The sequence below is a fragment of the Streptomyces sp. NPDC022552 genome (genome assembly GCF_055561875.1).
This window is the reverse complement of record NZ_JBVHGJ010000029.1, coordinates 1-19,577: the sequence shown is the minus strand read 5'-3', so window position 1 is coordinate 19,577 and position 19,577 is coordinate 1. Positions and strand designations below refer to the sequence as shown.

At 75.8% G+C, this 19,577-nt stretch carries 3 protein-coding genes; all 3 read left to right on the top strand.

Annotated elements, in window-relative coordinates; genetic code table 11:
- Positions 1-7,707, top strand: a 7,707-nt coding sequence (locus ACZ3OF_RS35760; protein ID WP_467309021.1) for an SDR family NAD(P)-dependent oxidoreductase, incomplete at its 5' end; no start/stop codon positions are given.
- A gap of 47 nt (positions 7,708-7,754) precedes the next feature.
- Positions 7,755-17,450, top strand: a complete 9,696-nt coding sequence (locus tag ACZ3OF_RS35755; protein ID WP_467309019.1) for a type I polyketide synthase — start codon at positions 7,755-7,757, stop codon at positions 17,448-17,450.
- 34 nt (positions 17,451-17,484) lie between these two features.
- Positions 17,485-19,577, top strand: a 2,093-nt coding sequence (locus ACZ3OF_RS35750; RefSeq protein ID WP_467309017.1) for a type I polyketide synthase, incomplete at its 3' end; no start/stop codon positions are given.

The window sequence follows — 19,577 nt, the reverse complement described above, 5'->3', positions numbered from 1 at the left end:
CCGGGAGTGCTGGACGATCGTGCGGGCTCGCGTCTGGTGCGGGTGCTGGCCGGGTCGGAGGACCAGGTCGCCGTCCGCGCATCCGGCACCTTCGCCCGCAGGCTCGTCCGGTCCGCCGCCGCCCCCGCCGGGGCACCCGCCCGCTCCTGGCGGCCGCGCGGAACCGTGCTCGTCACCGGCGGCACCGGCGGGCTCGGCTCGCGCGTGGCCACCTCGCTCGCCGAGGCAGGCGCCGAGCACCTGCTGCTCACCAGCAGGCGCGGCCCCGAGGCGCCGGGCGCGGACGAACTCGTCGCGTCCCTGGAGGCCCTGGGCTGCCGCGTCACCATCGCGGCCTGTGATGCCGCCGACCGCGAGGCGCTGGCCGCGCTGCTGGCCGAGTACCCGGTCACCGGCGTGTTCCATACAGCTGGCGTTGTGGACACCGTGCCGTTGGTGGGTGTCGGTCCGGAGCAGTTCGCGGAGGTGCTGCGGGCCAAGACTCTGGGTGCCCGGCACCTGGACGAACTGGTGCCCGAGGCTGACATGTTCGTGCTGTTCTCGTCGATCGCGGGCGTGTGGGGCAGTGGCGGGCAGTCCGCGTACGCGGCGGCCAACGCCTACCTCGACGGTCTGGCCGAGCAGCGTCGGGCCCGCGGTCTGACCGCCACCTCGGTGGCCTGGGGCCCGTGGGCCGAAGCCGGCATGCTCGTCGACGGTGAGGCGGAGGAGCACCTGCGCCGCCGTGGCCTCGTCCCGCTCGACCCCGGTCTCGCCGTGACCGCGCTGGAACAGGCGGTCGCCCACGATCTCGGCTGCCTCACCTTCGCCGACCTCGACTGGCACCGCTTCTCCACCAGCTTCACCGCCGTGCGTCCGGCGCCTCTGTTCGGCGAACTCCCCGAGGCCGCCCGACGCGAGGTGGAAGTGGCGAACACCGCGCAGGGCACCCCGCTCCGCCGGCGCATCGCGGAACTCGGCGCGCAGCAGCGGGAGCGGGTCCTGCTGGCACTCGTACGCGACGAGGCGGCAGCCACCCTGGGCCATAGCGGCAGCGACGCCGTCGCACCGCTGCGAGCCTTCTCCGACCTCGGGTTCGACTCGCTGATGGCGGTGGAACTGCGGGGGCGGCTGAGCGAGGCCACCGGACTGGACCTGCCCGCCACCCTGGTCTTCGACCACCCCACAGCCCAGGACCTCACCACCCACCTCGCCGGTCTGCTCGTCGCGGAGCTCCCGGTGTCGGCCGGGAATGAGGAGGGCACCCCCGACGCCGGGGCCGTTGCCGCGGTCCCGGACGCCGGCGGCTCCCACGACGAGCCGCTGGCCGTCATCGGCATGAGCTGCCGCTTCCCCGGCGGAGTCCACTCGCCCGAGGACCTGTGGGACCTCGTCGCCGAAGGTGTCGACGCGGTCGGCGACTGCCCCGCGGAGCGCGGCTGGCCGCTGCAGCCCGCCGACGGCACCGGCGTGGCCCGTCCCCTCCAGGGCGGATTCCTGGCCGACATCGCCTCCTTCGACGCAGGCCTGTTCAACATCTCGCCCCGCGAGGCCGTGATGATGGATCCGCAGCAGCGGCTGCTGCTCGAGACGGCCTGGGAGGTCTTCGAGCGCGCCGGCATCGACCCGCTCTCGCTGCGCGGCTCCCGTACCGGTGTCTTCGCGGGCGCCAACAACCACGACTACACCTCTCTGCCCGGCGAGACCCCGGAGGGCGGCGAGGGCTACCTGGCCACCGGCGGTTCGGCCAGCGTGCTCTCCGGTCGGATCTCGTACACCTTCGGCCTGGAGGGCCCGGCCGTCACCGTCGACACCGCCTGCTCGTCCGGCCTGGTCGCCCTGCACCTCGCGGGGCAGGCCCTGCGCCGCGGTGAATGCTCCCTGGCCCTGGCCGGCGGCGTGGTCACCATGTCCACCCCCGGCGTCTTCGCCGAGTTCGGCAAGCAGGACGCGATGGCGGCCGACGGCCGCTGCAAGGCGTTCTCCGACGAGGCCGACGGCACCGGCTGGGCGGAGGGCGCCGGCATCCTGCTGCTGGAGCGCCTCTCGGACGCCCGCCGCAACGGCCACCGGATCCTCGCGGTCGTCCGCGGCTCCGCCGTCAACCAGGACGGCGCCTCCAACGGGCTCACCGCCCCCAACGGCCCCTCCCAGCAGCGGGTCATCCGCGCCGCCCTCGCCGACGCGGGGCTGTCCCCGTCCGACGTGGACATGGTCGAGGCCCACGGCACCGGCACCCGGCTCGGCGACCCGATCGAGGCCCAGGCGCTGCTGGCCACCTACGGCCAGGGCCGGACGGACGACGAGCCGCTCTGGCTCGGCTCCATCAAGTCCAACATCGGTCACACGCAGGCCGCTTCGGGCATCGCGGGCATCATCAAGGGAGCCATGGCGATGCGGGCCGGCCGGCTGCCGCGCACGCTCTTCGCCGACCGGCCCACCACCCAGGTCGACTGGACGGCCGGAAACGTCAGGCTGCTCGCCGAGGAGCGGGCCTGGCCCGAGAAGTCCGGGCCGCGCCGCGTGGGCGTCTCGTCGTTCGGTATGAGCGGCACCAACGCCCACGTGATCCTGGAGCAGGCGCCCGCCGAAGAGGCCGTACGCGAAGCCGCCGTGCCCGCGCCCTCGGCCCGGCCTGTGCCGTGGCTGCTCTCCGCCGACACCCCCGACGGGCTGCGCGACCAGGCCCGTCGACTCGCCGGCTCCGTACCGGCAACCGACTCGTCGGACGACCCGCTCGACGTGGCATGGACGCTGGCCACCGCCCGCGCCACCCTCACCGAGCGCGCCGTCGTCCTCGGACCCGAGGGGCTGGCCGCCCTCGCCGCGGACGGCGATTCACCGGAACTGCGCCGTGGCACGGCCCGCCAGACCGGCACGCCCGTCTTCGTCTTCCCCGGGCAGGGCGCCCAGTGGAGCGGCATGGCCGCCCGGCTGATCGACACGGAGCCGGTGTTCCGCGCACGGCTGGAGGAGTGCGAGCGCGCGCTCGCTCCGTACCTCGACTTCTCGCTCATCGCGGTGATCCGCGGCGAGGACCAGGTGCACGCCGGCGTGGACCGCGCCGACGTCGTACAGCCGCTGCTGTGGGCCGTGATGGTGTCGCTGGCCGAGCTGTGGCGCGCGTCGGGCGTCGAGCCCGCCGCCGTGATCGGCGCCTCCCAGGGCGAACTGGCCGCCGCCGTCGTGGCCGGGGCCATGGAGCTGGAGGACGCCGCGCGCGTCGTCGCCGCCCGCAGCCGGGCCATCGCCGACCAGCTGTCGGGCCGCAGTGGCCTCGTGTCCCTGCCGCTGACCGAGACCGAGGCCGCGGAGCTGCTCGCCACGCTGGCGCAGCCGCTGTGGATCGCCGCGCTCAACGGCCCGCGGGCCACCGTGGTCGGCGGCGAGAACGACGCACTGGACCGACTGGCCGCCGAGTGCGAGCTGCGCGGCGTGCGTGCCCGCCGCGTCGGCATCGACTACGCCTCGCACACGGTGCTGGTCGAGCCGCTCCGCCCGGTCTTCGAGGCGCTGCCCGAGACGCCCACCGCCCTCGGCGACGTGCCGTTCTACTCGACGGTCACCGGCGCGACACTGGACACCGCGGACCTGGACTCCGGCTACTGGTACCGCAACCTCCGCGACACCGTGCGGCTCGACCAGGCCGTCCGCGCCGCTGTGGCCGACGGCCACACCACCTTCTTGGAGATCAGCCCGCACCCCGTGCTCACCCCGGGCATCACCGAGACCCTCGACGACACCGACACCCCGGGCGCGGTGCTCACGACCCTGCGCCGGGGCGAGGACGACGTCCGCCGCTGGGAGCTGGCGCTCGCCGAGGCGCACTGCGCGGGCGTCGACGTGGACTGGCCCGGCGTCCTCGGCGGCCCGGCCGGCCGGAGCGTTCTCGACCTGCCCACCTACCCCTTCCAGCAACGGCGTTACTGGCCGGACATCCGCCCCGCCGCCGATGTCGCCGCCGCCGGCCTGTCCGGCGTACGGCACCCGCTGCTCGGCGCGGCGGCGCCGCTGGCCGGCGGCGGCACGCTGTGGACGGGCAGGCTGTCGTCGGCCACCCACCCCTGGCTCGCCGACCACACCATCGGGGACACGGTGCTGCTGCCCGGCACCGCCTTCGTGGAACTGGTCCTGCACGCCGGACTCGACGGGCTGGACGAACTCACCCTCCAGGCACCCCTGGTGATACCCGCCGGGTCGGGCGTGACGCTCCAGATGCTCGTGGGGGAGGCCGCCGAGGACGGCCGCAGGCCCGTCACCGTCTCCGCCCGTCCCGAGGCGGCGGGCGACGCGGGCGAGGCGGGCGCGGCGTGGACCACGCACGCCACCGGTTTCCTCGCCGGCGGCTCCGCGGACGGGGCGCCCGAGCCCGGCACGCCGGCCCCTTGGCCGCCCGCCGGAGCCGTACCGGTTCCCGTGGACGGCTGCTACGAGGCCCTCGCCGCCGCCGGCTACTCCTACGGGCCGGTCTTCCAGGGGCTGAAGGCGCTCTGGCGCGCCGGGGACGACCTCTGCGCTGAGGTGGCGCTCCCCGACGCGGCGCGCGCCGACGCCGAGCGCTTCGGTCTGCACCCCGCACTCTTCGACGCCGCCCTGCACGCGGCGGGAATGGGCGGACTGCTCGCGCAGACCGGGCTGCTCCCGTTCGCCTGGGAGGGCGTCCGGCTGCACGCGACGGGCGCCGACACCCTGCGGGTGCGGCTCTCGCCGGCGGGCCGGGACGCCATCTCGCTCATGGCCACCGACGCCGCCGGGACCCCCGTCGCCGAGGTCGCCTCCCTCACCCTGAGGCCCGTCGGCGCCGACGCGCTGCGCCGGGCGGCCCGCGCCGCGGAACTCGACGTACTCCACCGCGTGGACTGGGCGCCCGCCGCCGAGGGACCGGCTCTCCCGCTGGTCCTCGTCGGCCCGCCGCCCGCCGCCCTCGCCTCGCTCGCCACCATCCGGTACGACGACCTGGACGCGCTCGGCGCGGCGGTCGACGCGGGCGAGCGGCTGCCGGAGGCCGTCCTGTGGTGCGGCTCCCGGCCGGGCGGCGAGGAAGCCGGCCACGCGGCCGACTCCACCGCCGCGCATGCCGCCGACGCCAACGTCCTGCACACCGCCGTCCACGAGGCGCTGCACGCCGCCCAGACCTGGCTGGCCGACGCACGCTTCGCCGGCTCCCGGCTCGCCGTGCTGACCGCACGCGCGGTCGCCGTCGGCGCGGGCGAGGGCGTCCCCGATCTCGCGGGCGCCGCCGTGCACGGCCTGCTGCGCTCGGCCCAGAGCGAGCACCCGGACCACTTCGCCCTGATCGACGTGGACGGCCACCCCGAGTCGGCCGCCGTCCTGCCCGTCGCGCTCGGCTCCACGGAACCGCAACTCGCGATCCGCGCGGGCGCCCTGCTCGCGCCCCGGCTCGCCCGCGGCACCGGACCGGCCCCTGCCGGGGAGCCGGTGCCCGGCGCTCGCCTCGACACCACCGGCGAAGGCACCCTGGAGAACCTGGCGTTCGTGCCCGCCCCCGAGGCCCTCGCCGACCTCGGCCCCACCCAGGTCCGGGTCGCGATGCGCGCCGCCGGCGTCAACTTCCGTGACGTGGTCATGGCCCTCGGTATGGTCCCCGGCCAGCGCGGCATGGGCACCGAGGGCGCCGGCGTCGTCCTGGAGACGGGTGCCGAGGTCACCGACCTCGCCCCCGGCGACCGCGTCTTCGGCCTGTTCGCCGGGGCCTTCGGGCCCACCGCGGTCACCGACCGGCGGGTGCTGGCGCGCATGCGGCCGGAGTGGACCTACGCCGAGGCGGCCTCCGTGCCCACCCCGTTCCTGACGGCCTACTACGGGCTGGTGGACGTCGCCGGCGTCACCGCGGGCGAGACCGTCCTCGTCCACGCGGCGGCGGGCGGCGTCGGCATGGCCGCCGTGCAGCTCGCCCGCCACCTCGGCCTGGAGATCCACGGCACCGCCTCGCCCGGCAAGTGGCGGGCCACCGGCCTGCCCGACGAGCGGCTCTCCTCCTCCCGGACCACGGACTTCGAGGACCGGGTGCGCGAAGCCACCCGCGGACGCGGAGTGGACGTGGTGCTGAACTCGCTGGAGGGCCCCTTCATCGACGCCTCGCTGCGTCTGCTCGCCCCCGGCGGCCGGTTCGTCGAGATGGGCAAGACGGACATCCGCGACGGCGAGCAGGTCAGGGCCGCCCACCCGGGCACGCACTACGACGTCTTCGACCTCATGAGCACCGACCGGGGCCGGATCGCGGAGATCTTCACCGAGATCATCGACCTGTTCGAGCAGGGCGTCCTGGAACTCCTGCCGCTCACCGCCTGGGACCTGCGCGACGCCGCCGAGGCGTTCCGGTTCATGGGCCGCGGCCGGCACATCGGCAAGAACGTCCTCACCCTGCCCGCCACCCCCGACCCGGACGGCACCGTTCTCATCACCGGCGGCACCGGAGCGCTGGCGGGCCTGCTCGCCCGCCACCTGGTCGCCGAGCACGGCGTACGGCACCTGGTGCTGGCCAGCCGCAGCGGCCCGGCCGCCCCCGGCGCGGACCGGCTCGCCGCCGAGCTCGCCGAAGCCGGGACCGCCGTACGGATCGAGGCCTGCGACGTCGCCGACCGCGACGCGCTCACCGCCCTGCTGGCCGGCCTGGACCGCCCGCTCACCGGCGTCGTCCACGCCGCCGGGATCCTCGACGACGGAGTGCTCGACGCGCTCACCCCGCAGCGCGCCGACCGGGTCCTGGCCCCCAAGGCGGACGCGGCGCTGCTCCTCGACGAACTGACAGCCCATCAGGACCTGGCGTTCTTCGTGCTGTTCTCCTCGGCCGCCGCGACCTTCGGGTCCGCCGGGCAGGCGAGCTACGCCGGCGCCAACGCCGTCCTTGACGCCCTGGCCCACCGCCGCCGGGTTCGCGGACTGGCCGGCCAGTCCCTGGCCTGGGGCCTGTGGGACACCGAGGACGGCATGGCGGGCGGTCTCGGCCGCCGCGAACGCGACCGGGCGGCGACAGCCGGCGTGATCGGCGCGGAACAGGGCATGGCGCTGTTCGACGCCGCCCGCACCCTGCCGCACGCCCACCTGGTGCCCGTCGCCCTCGACCTCGCACGGCTGCGCGAAGAGGCGAAGGGGCAGCCGGTACCCGCGCTGCTGCGCGGCCTGGTCCGAGCCCCCGTCGAGCGCACCCGGGCCGGCGCCGGGGCCCCCCGCGACCTGGCCGCCGACCTCGCCCGGCTCCCGGAGCCCGAGCAGCGGCGCACCGTCCTCGACCTCGTGCGCGCGCACGCCGCCGCCGTACTCGGCTACGACGGCCCCGACGCGGTCGCCGCCGAACACGCCTTCACCAAGCTCGGCTTCGACTCGCTCACCGCGGTGGAGCTGCGCAACCGGCTCACCAAGGCGACCTCGCTGCGGCTGCCCGCAGGCCTGGTCTTCGACCACCCCACACCGGCCGCGCTCGCCGCGCACCTGTGGACCGAACTGGCCGGGTCCACCGACCCGGCGCAGGCGGACACGGCCGATGTACTGGCCGGACTGGACCGGCTGGAAGCCGCCGTCGGCCGACTCACCGCGGCCGGGGCCGACAGCCCGGCCGTAGCCGACCGGCTGCGGGCGCTGCTGGCCCGGGTGACCGAGGGCGAGACGGACCCGGCAGGCGTGAAGACCGCCGTGGCCGACCGGCTCGAGGACGCCTCGGCATCCGACGTCTTCGACTTCATCGACAAGGAGCTGGGACTGTCGTGACCTCCCGCCGGACGGCCGACCGCACCGAACCCGCGCAGGGACCGGGCATGGCAGACGAACAGAAACTCCTCCAGTACCTCAAGCGCGTCACGGCCGACCTCGCCGATACACGGCAGCGGCTCGCCGAGGCGGAGGGCCGGGAGCGCGAGCCGCTCGCCGTCGTCGGCATGGCCTGCCGCTACCCGGGCGGCGCCGACGACCCCGAAGCACTGTGGGAACTCGTCCGCGAGGGCCGGGACGCCATCGGCGACCTGCCCACCGCGCGCGGTTGGGGCGTGCCCGGCGGATCCGACGCGCTGACCGCCCTCAAGGGCGGCTTCATCGACGACGCGGACCGCTTCGACGCCGCACTGTTCGGGATCAGCCCCCGCGAGGCGCTCACCATGGACCCCCAGCAGCGCGTGCTGCTGGAGACCGTGTGGCAGGCGCTGGAGCGTGCGGGCATCCCGCCGCTCTCCCTGCGCGCCACCCGGACCGGGGTGTTCGTCGGCGCCGGGTCCTCGGGCTACGGCGGGGGAGCGCGGCCGCCCGAGGGCTCCGAGGGCCACCTGATGACCGGCATGGCGGGCAGCGTCCTGTCCGGCCGGATCTCCTACACCTTCGGGTTCGAGGGCCCGGCCTTCACCGTCGACACCGCCTGCTCGTCGTCGCTCGTCGCCGTGCACCAGGCCGCCCGCGCCCTGTACAGCGGTGAGTGCGACCTCGCCGTCACCGCCGGTGTCGCGGTCCTCGCCGACCTCGGCATGTTCGGCGAGTTCGGCCGCCATGGCGGCCTCGCCCCCGACGGCCGCTGCAAGTCGTTCGGCGCGGGCGCCGACGGCACCGGCTGGTCCGAGGGAGCGGGCGTGGTCCTGCTGGAACGGCTCTCCGACGCGCGGGCCAACGGCCACCACGTCCACGCCGTCCTGTGCGGGTCCGCCGTGAACTCCGACGGCTCCACCAACGGGCTGACCGCTCCCAACGGCCGCGCCCAGCGCGCCGTGATCCGTGCCGCGCTCGCCGACGCCCGGCTGCTGCCCTCCGAGGTGGACGCCGTCGAGGCGCACGGCACCGGCACCCGGCTCGGCGACCCGATCGAGGCGGAGGCGCTGCTCGGCACGTACGGCCAGGGCCGGGAGGAACCGCTCTGGCTCGGCTCGGTGAAGTCCAACATCGGCCACGCGCAGGCCGCCGCCGGCATGGCGGGGCTGATCAAGATGGTCGAGGCGCTGCGCCACGGCGTGCTGCCCCGCACCCTGCACGCCGGGGAACCGTCACCCCACATCGACTGGTCGACAGGCGCCGTACGGCTGCTGGACGAGGAACGACCGTGGACCCCGGCCGGGCGGCCGCGGCGCGCCGGCATCTCGTCGTTCGGGCTGAGCGGCACCAACGCCCACGTCATCCTCGGCGAGGCACCCGACCCCGGCGCAGCCGTGCCCGCCGCTGCCCCCGCCGCCGCCCCCGCCGCCGCCCCCGCCGTGGTGCCCTTCCCGGTCTCCGGCCGCACGGCCGAGGCGCTTGCCGAGCAGGCGCGGCGGCTCGGCGAGGGTCTCGACGCGCAGCCGGACCTGGGCCTGCTGGACATCGGCCGCACCCTCGCCACCACCCGCTCGCCGCTGGAGCACCGTGCCGTCGTGCTGGCCGGCGACCGCGCGGACCTCGCCGCCGGCCTTTCCGCGCTGGCCGCGGGCCGCAGCCCGGCGGGCGTCGTCCGCGGCGAGGCCACCGGGGACGCCCGCCTGGTGTTCCTCTTCACCGGCCAGGGCTCCCAGCGCACCGGAATGGGCCGCGAACTCCACTCCGCCTTTCCGGTGTTCGCCGACGCCTTCGACGCGGTCTGCGCCCGCCTGGACACCGCGACGGGCCCCGGCCTGCGAGAACTCGTCTTCGGCGACAGTGACATCGAGAACAGTGACATCGAGGACGGAGGCGTCGAGGACGGTGGCGTCGAGGACGGTGGCGCGCTCGACCGCACGGTCCACGCCCAGGCCGGGCTCTTCGCGCTCGAGGTGGCGCTGTTCCGGCTGCTCGAGTCCTGGGGGATGGCCCCCGACCACCTCGTCGGCCACTCCGTCGGAGAACTGGCCGCCGCCCACGTCGCCGGAGTGCTCACCCTCGACGACGCCTGCACGCTCGTCGCGGCCCGCGGCCGGCTCATGCAGGCGCTGCCCGACGGCGGCGCGATGCTGGCCGTGCAGAGCTCCGAGGCCGAGCTGGAGCTGCCCGACGGGGTGGACCTCGCCGCCGTGAACGGACCCGCCTCGGTGACGGTCTCGGGCGACGCGGACGCGATCGCCGTACTGGAGGAGCGGCTGCGGGCGCAGGGCGTACGGGCCAAGCGGCTCACCGTCTCCCATGCGTTCCACTCCCACCTGATGGAGCCGATGCTCGACGACTTCGCGGCCGTCGCCCGGTCGTTGACGTACCACCCGCCGACGCTGCCGGTCGTCTCCACCCTGACCGGCGGCCCGGTGAACGCGGACACCCTGTGCGACCCGCGCTACTGGGTCCGGCAGGTCCGCGAGACCGTACGGTTCGCCGACGCGGTGTCCTGGGCCCACGACCACGGCGCCGGCGTCTTCCTGGAGCTGGGCCCCGGCGGTACCCTCGCCGCCGCCGCCCGCGACAGCCTGTCGGCACCGGGAGCGATGCCGGGAGGCCCGATGGTGGCCGCCACGCTCCGCCCCGGACGCCCCGAACCGGAGACCCTGCTCACCGCCCTCGCCGCCGCCCACACGGCGGGCGCGGCCGTCGACTGGAGTGCCGTCTTCGACTGCTGGGGCGGGCAGCGGGTGCCGCTGCCCACCTACGCCTTCCACCGCGACCGTTACTGGGTCGAGCCCGGCACCGTCGCCCCCGCCGACCCGGTCGCCGCCGACCCCGCCGCGGAGCGGTTCTGGAACGCCGTCGAGCGGGCCGACGCCGGTCTGCTCGCCGAGACGGTGGGCCTGCCCGACCCGGCCGCCGTCGAACCGCTGCTGCCCGCCCTCACCCGCTGGCGGCAGGACCACCGGAACCGCGTCCGCGCCGACTCGCTGCGCTACCGGGTGACCTGGCGGCCGCTCACCGGCCTCACCCCGGTCACGGCCGGCGGCCACTGGCTGGCCGTGCTGCCCGCCGAGCGCGGCCACGACCCCTTGGTGGCCGCGGTACCGGCCGCGCTGCGTGACGCCGGCGCCCAGGTCACCGAACTGCCCGTCGGCCTCCTCACGCAGACCGACCGCGGTGAACTCGCCGAGCTCCTGAAGGAGTCCGCCGCCGACGGCCCGTACACCGGCGTGGTGTCGCTGCTCGGCCTGGAGGACATCCCGTCCGCCACCCACCCCGCACTGTCCGCGGGCCTGGCCGGGACCGTGCTGCTCACCCAGGCCGCCGGCGACGCCGGTATCGACGCGCCGCTGTGGGCGCTGACCCGCGGTGCCGTCGCCATCGGCTCCGCCGAGCAGGTCGGCAGCCCACGCCAGGCCGCGCTGTGGGGCTTCGGACGGGTCGCGGCCCTCGAACACCCCGGCCGCTGGGGCGGACTGATCGACCTGCCCGACGCCCTCGACGAGACGTCGGCCGCCCTGCTGGTGACCCTTCTCACCGGCTCGACGGGCGAGGACCAGACCGCCCTGCGCCCGTCGGGCGCCTTCGCCCGGCGCGTCACGCCCGCCCCGGCCGTGGACCCGGCCGGCACCGGTCCCGTCGGCCCCTGGCGCCCGGACGGCACCGTTCTCATCACCGGCGGCACCGGCGCGCTCGGCGTCCGCACCGCACGGCTCCTCGCCGAACGGGGCGCCGGCCACGTGGTGCTGGCCGGACGCCGCGGCCCGGAAGCGCCGGGCATGGCCGACCTCGCCGCCGAACTCGCGCCCGCCACCCGGGTCACCGCGGTCGCCTGCGACGTCACCGACCGTGCGGCGATGGCGGCCCTCCTCGCCGAGCACGACGTGCGCGCGGTCGTGCACGCCGCCGGCGTGACCGGCACCGAGGCACTGGAGAGCACCGGACTCGACACGTTCGCCGACGTGCTCGACGCCAAGGTGCGCGGTGCCGAGGTGCTCGACGAACTCCTCTCCGACGCCACACGCGTCGAACGCTTCGTGCTCTTCTCCTCCGTCGCCGGCGTGTGGGGCAGCGGCGGGCAGAGCGCGTACGCCGCCGCCAACGCCCACCTGGACGCCCTCGCCGAGCGCCGCCGTGCCGCCGGCCTGCCCGCCACCTCGGTCGCCTGGGGCCCCTGGGACGAGGCCGGCATGGCCGCGAGCGACGACGTCCGCGCGCACCTCGCCCGGCGCGGCCTTCCGCCCATGGAGCCCGCGCTGGCCGCCACCGCGCTGGTCACAGCCCTCGACCACGACGAGACCAACCTGGTCGTCGCCGACGTCGACTGGCAGCGCTTCACCTCCGCCTTCCAGGTCTCCCGGCCCGCCCGCCTCTTCGGCGAGATCCCGGAGGCCGCCGAGACGGTGGCCGTCACCGCGGCCGACCCCGCGGCGATACGCGCCGACTGGGCCCGGACACTGGCCGAGTTGCCCGCGCAGGACCGCTCCGCCCCACTGATCGAGATGGTCCGCGAGGAGACCGCCGCCGTGCTCGGGCACCCGTCCGTGGACCCGGTCGGCGTCCGTACGGCCTTCCGCGACCTGGGCGTGGACTCGCTCACCGCCGTCGAACTGCGCGACCGGCTGGCCGCCCGCACCGGCCTGGTCCTCCCCGCTGGCCTGCTCTTCGACCACTCCCGGCCCGTCACGCTCGGCGAGCACCTCGCCGCCCGGCTGGGCGAGGACACCCCGACACCGTCGGCCCCCGCGGTACGGGCCCCGGCGGCCGACGACGACCCCGTCGCCGTGGTCGGCATCGGCTGCCGCTTCCCCGGCGGCGTACGGACCCCGGAGGACTTCTGGCAGCTGATCGCCCGGGGCGAGGACGCCGTCACCCCCTTCCCCACCGACCGCGGCTGGGACCTCGGAGCGCTCCTCGACGCGGCGGGCGACGCCCCGGCGGCCGGCTTCGGCAGCTTCATCGACGACGTGGCGGGCTTCGACGCCGGCATGTTCGGCATCTCGCCCCGCGAGGCGCTGGCCATGGACCCGCAGCAGCGGCTGCTCCTGGAGACCGCGTGGGAGGCCGCCGAACGGGCCGGGGTCGCCCCCGGGTCCCTGCACGGCAGCGACACCGGCGTCTTCGTCGGCAGCAACGGCCAGGACTACGGCTACCTGCTGCTCGGCTCCGGCGAGAACGTCGAGGGACACCTGACCGCGGGCGTCACCGGCGCGGTCCTCTCCGGCCGGCTCTCCTACACCCTCGGCCTGGAGGGCCCCGCGGTGACCGTCGACACGGCCTGCTCCTCCGGCCTGGTCGCCGTCCACCTGGCCCTGCGCGCCCTGCGCGACGGCGAATGCTCCCTGGCCCTGGCCGGCGGCGTGTCGGTGATGACCACCCCCGGCCCGTTCACGGAGTTCAGCACCCTCGGGGGCCTCGCTCCCGAAGGCCGCTGCAAGTCGTTCGCCGACGGCGCCGACGGCACCGGATGGGGCGAAGGCGCCGCCATGCTGCTGCTGGAACGTCTCTCCGACGCCCGCCGCAACGGCCACCCGGTCCTCGCCGTGCTGCGCGGCAGCGCCATCAACCAGGACGGCGCCTCCAACGGGCTGTCCGCGCCCAGCGGCCCGGCCCAGCAGCGGGTGATCCGAGCCGCGCTCGCCTCCGCCGGCCTCGCCCCCACCGACGTGGACGCCGTCGAGGCACACGGCACCGGCACCGCGCTCGGCGACCCGATCGAGGCGGAGGCACTGCTCGCCGCCTACGGACAGGACCGCGCCGAGCCACTGTGGACCGGCAGCGTGAAGTCCAACATCGGCCACACCCAGGCCGCCGCCGGCATCGCCGGCATCATCAAGATGGCCCTGGCCATGCGCCACGGACTGCTGCCCCGCACCCTGCACGTGGACCGGCCGACCACCAAGGTGGACTGGTCCGCGGGGGACATCGCGCTCCTCACCGAGGCCCGCCCCTGGCCGGACACCGGCAGGCCGCGGCGCGCGGGCGTCTCCTCCTTCGGCGTCAGCGGCACCAACGCGCACGTCGTCCTGGAAGCCCCAGCCCCCGAGGACACCGGCCTCGAGGACACCGGCCTCGAGGACACCGGCCTCGACACCACGCCCGGGCTCGACACCGCGCCCGGCAGTGACGCCGCACTCCCGCTGGTGCTCTCCGCCCGTACCCCCAAGGCCCTGCGCGCCCAGGCCGCCGCCCTGCACACCCACCTGACCGGCCGGCCGGAGAGCGGCGCGCCGCGGGCGGCCGAGGGCGACGGAGCCCGACTCGCCGACACCGCGTTCACCCTGGCCACCGCCCGCACTCCCATGGAGCACCGCGCCGTGGTCGTCGGCACGGACCGGAACCAACTCCGCGACGCCCTCGCCGCGATGGCCGCCGACCGGCCCCACCCGGCCGCCGTCACCGGCCGTGACACCGCCCCGAAGGTGGCGTTCGTGTTTCCCGGGCAGGGCACCCAGTGGGAGGGAATGGCCGCCGAACTGCTCGACGAATCACCGGTGTTCGCGGCACGGTTCGAGGAGTGCGCGCACGCCCTCGCGCCGCACGTCGACTTCGTGCCCGCCGACGTGCTCCGCCGCCACCCCGGCGCCCCCGGCCTGGAGCGCGTGGACGTCGTCCAGCCGCTGCTGTGGGCGGTGATGGTGTCGCTCGCCGAGGTGTGGCGGGCGCACGGCGTCACCCCGTCCGCGGTCATCGGTCACAGCCAGGGCGAGATCGCCGCCGCCGTGGTCGCCGGGGCGCTGTCCTTGGCCGACGGCGCCGCCGTGGTGGCCCTGCGGGCCAAGGCGCTCACCCAGGTCGCCGGCCAGGGCCGGATGCTGGCGGTGGCGCTGCCCGCCGACCGCGCCGAGGAGCGCCTGACCCCCTACGCCGGCCGGATCTCCCTCGCCCTGGTCAACGGCCCCCGCTCGGCAGTGGTCTCCGGTGAGCCGGTCGCCCTGGCGGAGCTGGAGGCCCAGCTCGCCGCCGACGGCGTACGGTGCCAGTGGCTGCCCTTCGACTACGCCGCGCACTCCGCGCAGATGGAGGCCGTCCGCACCGGCGTCACCGGCGCGCTGGCCGCCGTGGCCAACACCCCGCGCACCTCCGATGTGCCCTTCTACTCGTCGCTCACCGGCGACCGCTTCGACACCGCGGGCGCCGACGCCGACTACTGGTTCACCGGTCTCCGTGAGACCGCCCGGTTCGACCGCGCCGCCACCGCCGCGCTCCGCGACGGACACACCCTCCTGATCGAGGTCGGCCCGCACCCCGTGCTCACCGCCGCCATCCAGGAGACCGCCGCCGAGTCGGGCCGCACCGTCGCCGCCCTGGGCACCCTGCACCGCGGCCGAGGCGGCCGCGAACGGCTGCTGACGAGCCTGGCCGAGGCCCACGTCCTGGGCGCGCCGGTGGACTGGCGCACGGCACTGGAGCCCTGGCCCGGCGCCCACCTCACCGACCTTCCCACCTACCCCTTCCAGCGCACCCGTTACTGGCCCAAGGCACGCGGAGCCGACCCGGCCACCGCGCCGGCGGCCACCGCATCACCGGCCGAGTCCCGTTTCTGGGCGGCCGTCGACGACGGGGACGCCGAGGCCCTGGCCACCACCGCAGGCCTGGACGCGGCAGACCTCGCACCCCTGCTGCCCGCCCTCTCGGCCTGGCACCGCGACACCCGCGAACAGGAGACCGTCGCCGCCTGGCGGTACCGCGTCACCTGGAACGCCCTGGAGGAACAGCCCGCGCCCTCCTGCTCCGGACGGTGGCTGCTGGTGGCCCCCGACTCCGCCGCCACCACGGCCGAAGCCTGCCGCGCCGCCCTCACCGAACGCCAGGGAGAGACCGACGTACTCCTCGTCGATCCCGCCGACACCGACGCGGCCGAACTCGCGGACCTGCTCCGCGACCACGTCGCCCCCGGCGAACGGCTGCGGGGCGTGGTCTCCCTGCTCGCCCTGGACGAGGCACCCTGCACCCGCCACCCGGCGCTCACCGCCGGACTGGCCGCGACCCTCCACCTGCTGCACGCCGCCCTCGACACCGATCCCGGCCCGCTGTGGACGCTCACCGCGGGCGCCGTCGGCACCGGCGACGACGAGGCACCCGTCAGCCCCGACCAGGCCGCCGCCTGGGGCCTCGGCAGGGTCGCCGCCCTGGAACACCCCAGCCACTGGGGCGGCCTGATCGACCTGCCCGCCCACGGCCTGGACGGCGACCCGCGCCTGGCCACCCGGCTCGCGGCCGCCCTGACCCGCACGGACGACGAGGACCAGATGGCCCTGCGCGCCCGCGGCACCTACGGACGGCGGATGCGGCACGCCGAGACCACCCCCGCAGCGCCCGGCACCGGATGGCGGCCCACGGGCACCGCGCTGATCACCGGTGGCACCGGAGCCATCGGCGGCCACGTCGCCCGCTGGCTGGCCACCGAGGGAGCCGAACACCTCGTGCTGCTCAGCCGACGCGGACCCGAGGCCCCCGGCGCGATCGACCTCACCGCCGAACTCACCGCACTCGGCGCCCGCGTCACCGTCCGCGCCTGCGACCTCCAGGACCGCGCCGAGGTCGCCCGCACCCTCGCGGAGCTGGCCGCCGACGGCGTCACCGTCCGGACCGTCATGCACACCGCCGGCCTGGGGGAGCTCGCCCCCCTCGCCGACACCGGCGTCGCGGACCTGGCCCGCCTGATGGGTGGCAAGGCGGCCGGCGCCCGGCACCTCGACGAACTGCTCGACCCGGAAGCACTCGACGCCGTCGTCCACTTCTCGTCCGTCTCCGCGGTCTGGGGTGTCGGAAGCCACGGGGCGTACGCCGCGGCCAACGCCTACCTCGACACGCTCGCCGAACTCCGCGGCCACGAAGGCGCTCCCGTCCGCTCCGTCGCCTGGGGGCCATGGGACGGCGGCGGCATGGTCGAGGCCGGCGCCGCCGAGCTGATGCAGCGCCGCGGCATCCCCCTGCTGCGACCCGGCGCCGCCATGGTCGCGCTGCGCCAGGCACTCGACGCGCGAGAACCGGCGGTGGCCGCAGCCGAGGTGGACTGGGCGGGTTTCGTGCCCTCTTTCACCGCGCTGCGCCCCAGCCCGCTCCTCGCCGACCTGCCCGAGGTGCGCGCGCTGACGGCAGGCAGGCCGGACGAGGACGCGACGGACGGCACGGCCGGCGACGACGAAGGGCTCCGTGCCCGGCTGGCCACGCTGTCCGCCGTCGAACGCGGCCGCGCCGTGGTGGAGCTGGTACGGACGCACGCCGCCGTCGCACTCGGCCACACCGGAGCCGAGGAGATCGAGCCCGAACGCACCTTCCGCGACCTCGGCATCGACTCGCTCACCGCCGTCGCCCTGCGCGACCGGCTGACCGCCGCGACCGGACTGACCCTGCCCGCCACGCTCGTCTTCGACCAGCCGACGCCCGTCGCGCTGGCGGAGCACCTGGGCGGCCTGCTGCTGCCGGGAGCACCGGAGGACGCCGCCGACGCCCTGCCGTCGGCGGACGAACTCGACCGGCTGGAAGCGGCGCTCGCCCGCCGCGCGGACGACGACCTCGACCGGGTCCGGATCGTGATGCGACTGGAGTCGCTGCTGTCCCGGACCCGCAACGGGCCCGATGCCGCCGCGTCCGCGGATGCCACGGCCGACGGCGACGCCGACGCGGCCGCCCTGGCCGACCGACTCGGCAATGCCACGAACGACGAACTGTTCGCCCTGGTGGAGAGGGACCTGGGACTCAAGTGAACGCCGCCGCCCCGAGGGCCCTCAGGAGAACACGATGACCGACGAAGCCGCCACGAGCCCCACCGAGCGCAAACTCCGCGACTACCTGGGCCGGGTGATCGCCGAACTGCACGACACGCGCAGGCAGTTGCGGGAGGCCGGCACCCGGGACCCGGAGCCCATGGCCGTCGTGGCCATGGCCTGCACCCTCCCCGGCGGCGTGCGCTCGCCCGACGACCTGTGGCGGCTGCTCGCCGCGGGCGGGGACGGTGTCACGCCCTTCCCCGACGACCGGGGCTGGGACGACACGCCTCTGGCGGCGGCCGACGGCGTCGCCGACGCCGCGGCCTCCCAGGGCGGCTTCCTGCACGAAGCGAGCATGTTCGACCCCGCGTTCTTCGGCATCAACCCGCGCGAGGCGCTGGCCATGGACCCGCAGCAGCGGCTGATCCTGGAGGCGGCCTGGGAGACGACGGAGCGGGCGGGCATCCACCCCGGCACGCTGCGCGGCAGCCGTACCGGCGTCTTCGTCGGCACGAACGGCCAGGGCTACGGCAACGGCATGCAGGCCGGCCTGGCCGGCACCGAGGGCTACCAGCTCACCGGCGCCGCCACGTCCGTACTCTCCGGGCGCATCGCCTACACGATGGGCCTGGAGGGGCCCGCGGTCAGCGTGGACACCGCGTGCTCCTCGTCGCTGAGCGCCCTGCACCTGGCCATGCAGGCGATCCGCAACGGCGACTGCTCCCTCGCCTTCGTCGGTGGCGTCACGGTCATGCCGCACCCGGTCGGCTTCCACGAGTTCAGCCGCCAGAGCGGCCTGGCCTCCGACGGTCGGTGCAAGGCGTTCTCCGCCGAAGCCGACGGCATGGGCATGGCCGAGGGCGTGGCGATGATCCTCGTGGAGCGGCTCGCCGACGCGCGGGCCGCCGGTCACCCGGTGCTCGCGGTGGTCCGCGGCTCCGCCGTCAACCAGGACGGTGCCTCCAACGGTCTCACCGCGCCCAGCGGCCCCGCCCAGGAGCGCGTCATACGCGCCGCCCTCGCCAACGCGCGCCTGACCCCCGACCAGATAGACGTGGTCGAGGCGCACGGCACCGGCACCGCGCTGGGCGACCCGATCGAGGCACAGGCACTGCTGGCGACGTACGGCCGCGACCGCGCACAGCCCCTCTGGCTCGGCTCGCTGAAGTCCAACATCGGGCACACCCAGTCCGCCGCCGGTATCGCCAGCGTCATCAAGATGGTGCTGGCACTGGAGCACGGCATGCTGCCCCGCACGCTCCACGCCGAGGTGCCCACCCCGCACGTGGACTGGTCCGCCGGCAGCATCGAGCTGCTCACCGCACAGCGCCCCTGGGAGCCGGGCGAGCGCCCGCGCCGGGCGGCCGTCTCCTCCTTCGGCATCAGCGGCACCAACGCCCACGTGATCCTGGAGGAGGCACCCCCCGCCGCGACGGCGTCGGCCACCGCGCGCCGCACCGGCCCCGGGGTTGTGCCCCTGCTGGTCTCCGGACGTACCGCGCAGGCCCTGTCCGCGCAAGCGGCGCGGCTGCGCGTCTTCCTGGACGAAGCGCGGGAGAACTCCGCCGCACCCGCCGAAGTCGTCGATCTCGCCTACTCCCTCGGCGCGACCCGTCAGTCCCACGAACACCGCGCCGTCGTCCTCGCCTCGGACCCGGAAGCCGTCCAGGCCGGCCTGCGCTGCGTCGAGGAGGGCACCGGCGGCCCGGGTGTGCTCACCGGGGCCGTGCGGCCGGGGCTGACCGCCTTCCTGTTCAGCGGGCAGGGTGCGCAGTACGCCGGTATGGCGAGCGAGCTTTACGAGGCGTTCCCGGTGTTCGCGGACGCGTTCGACGCGGTGTGTGCGCGGGTGGATGTGGACCGGCCGCTGCGGGACGTGGTGTTCGGGGAGGACGCGGATCTTCTGGCCCGTACTGCGTACACGCAGCCTGCGCTGTTCGCGGTCGAGGTGGCGTTGTTCCGGCTGGTGGAGTCCTGGGGTGTGACCCCGGACGTGCTGGTGGGCCATTCGATCGGCGAGCTTGCCGCTGCGCACTGCGCTGGGGTGCTGTCGCTGGACGACGCGTGCCGTCTGGTCTCGGCGCGTGGCCGGTTGATGGATGCGCTGCCGTCGGGTGGTGCGAT

What these genes read in the sequence shown, in the direction of transcription:
- ACZ3OF_RS35755 (WP_467309019.1), top strand. Translation starts at nt 7,755, where the DNA reads ATGGCAGACGAACAGAAACTCCTCCAGTACCTCAAGCGCGTCACGGCC.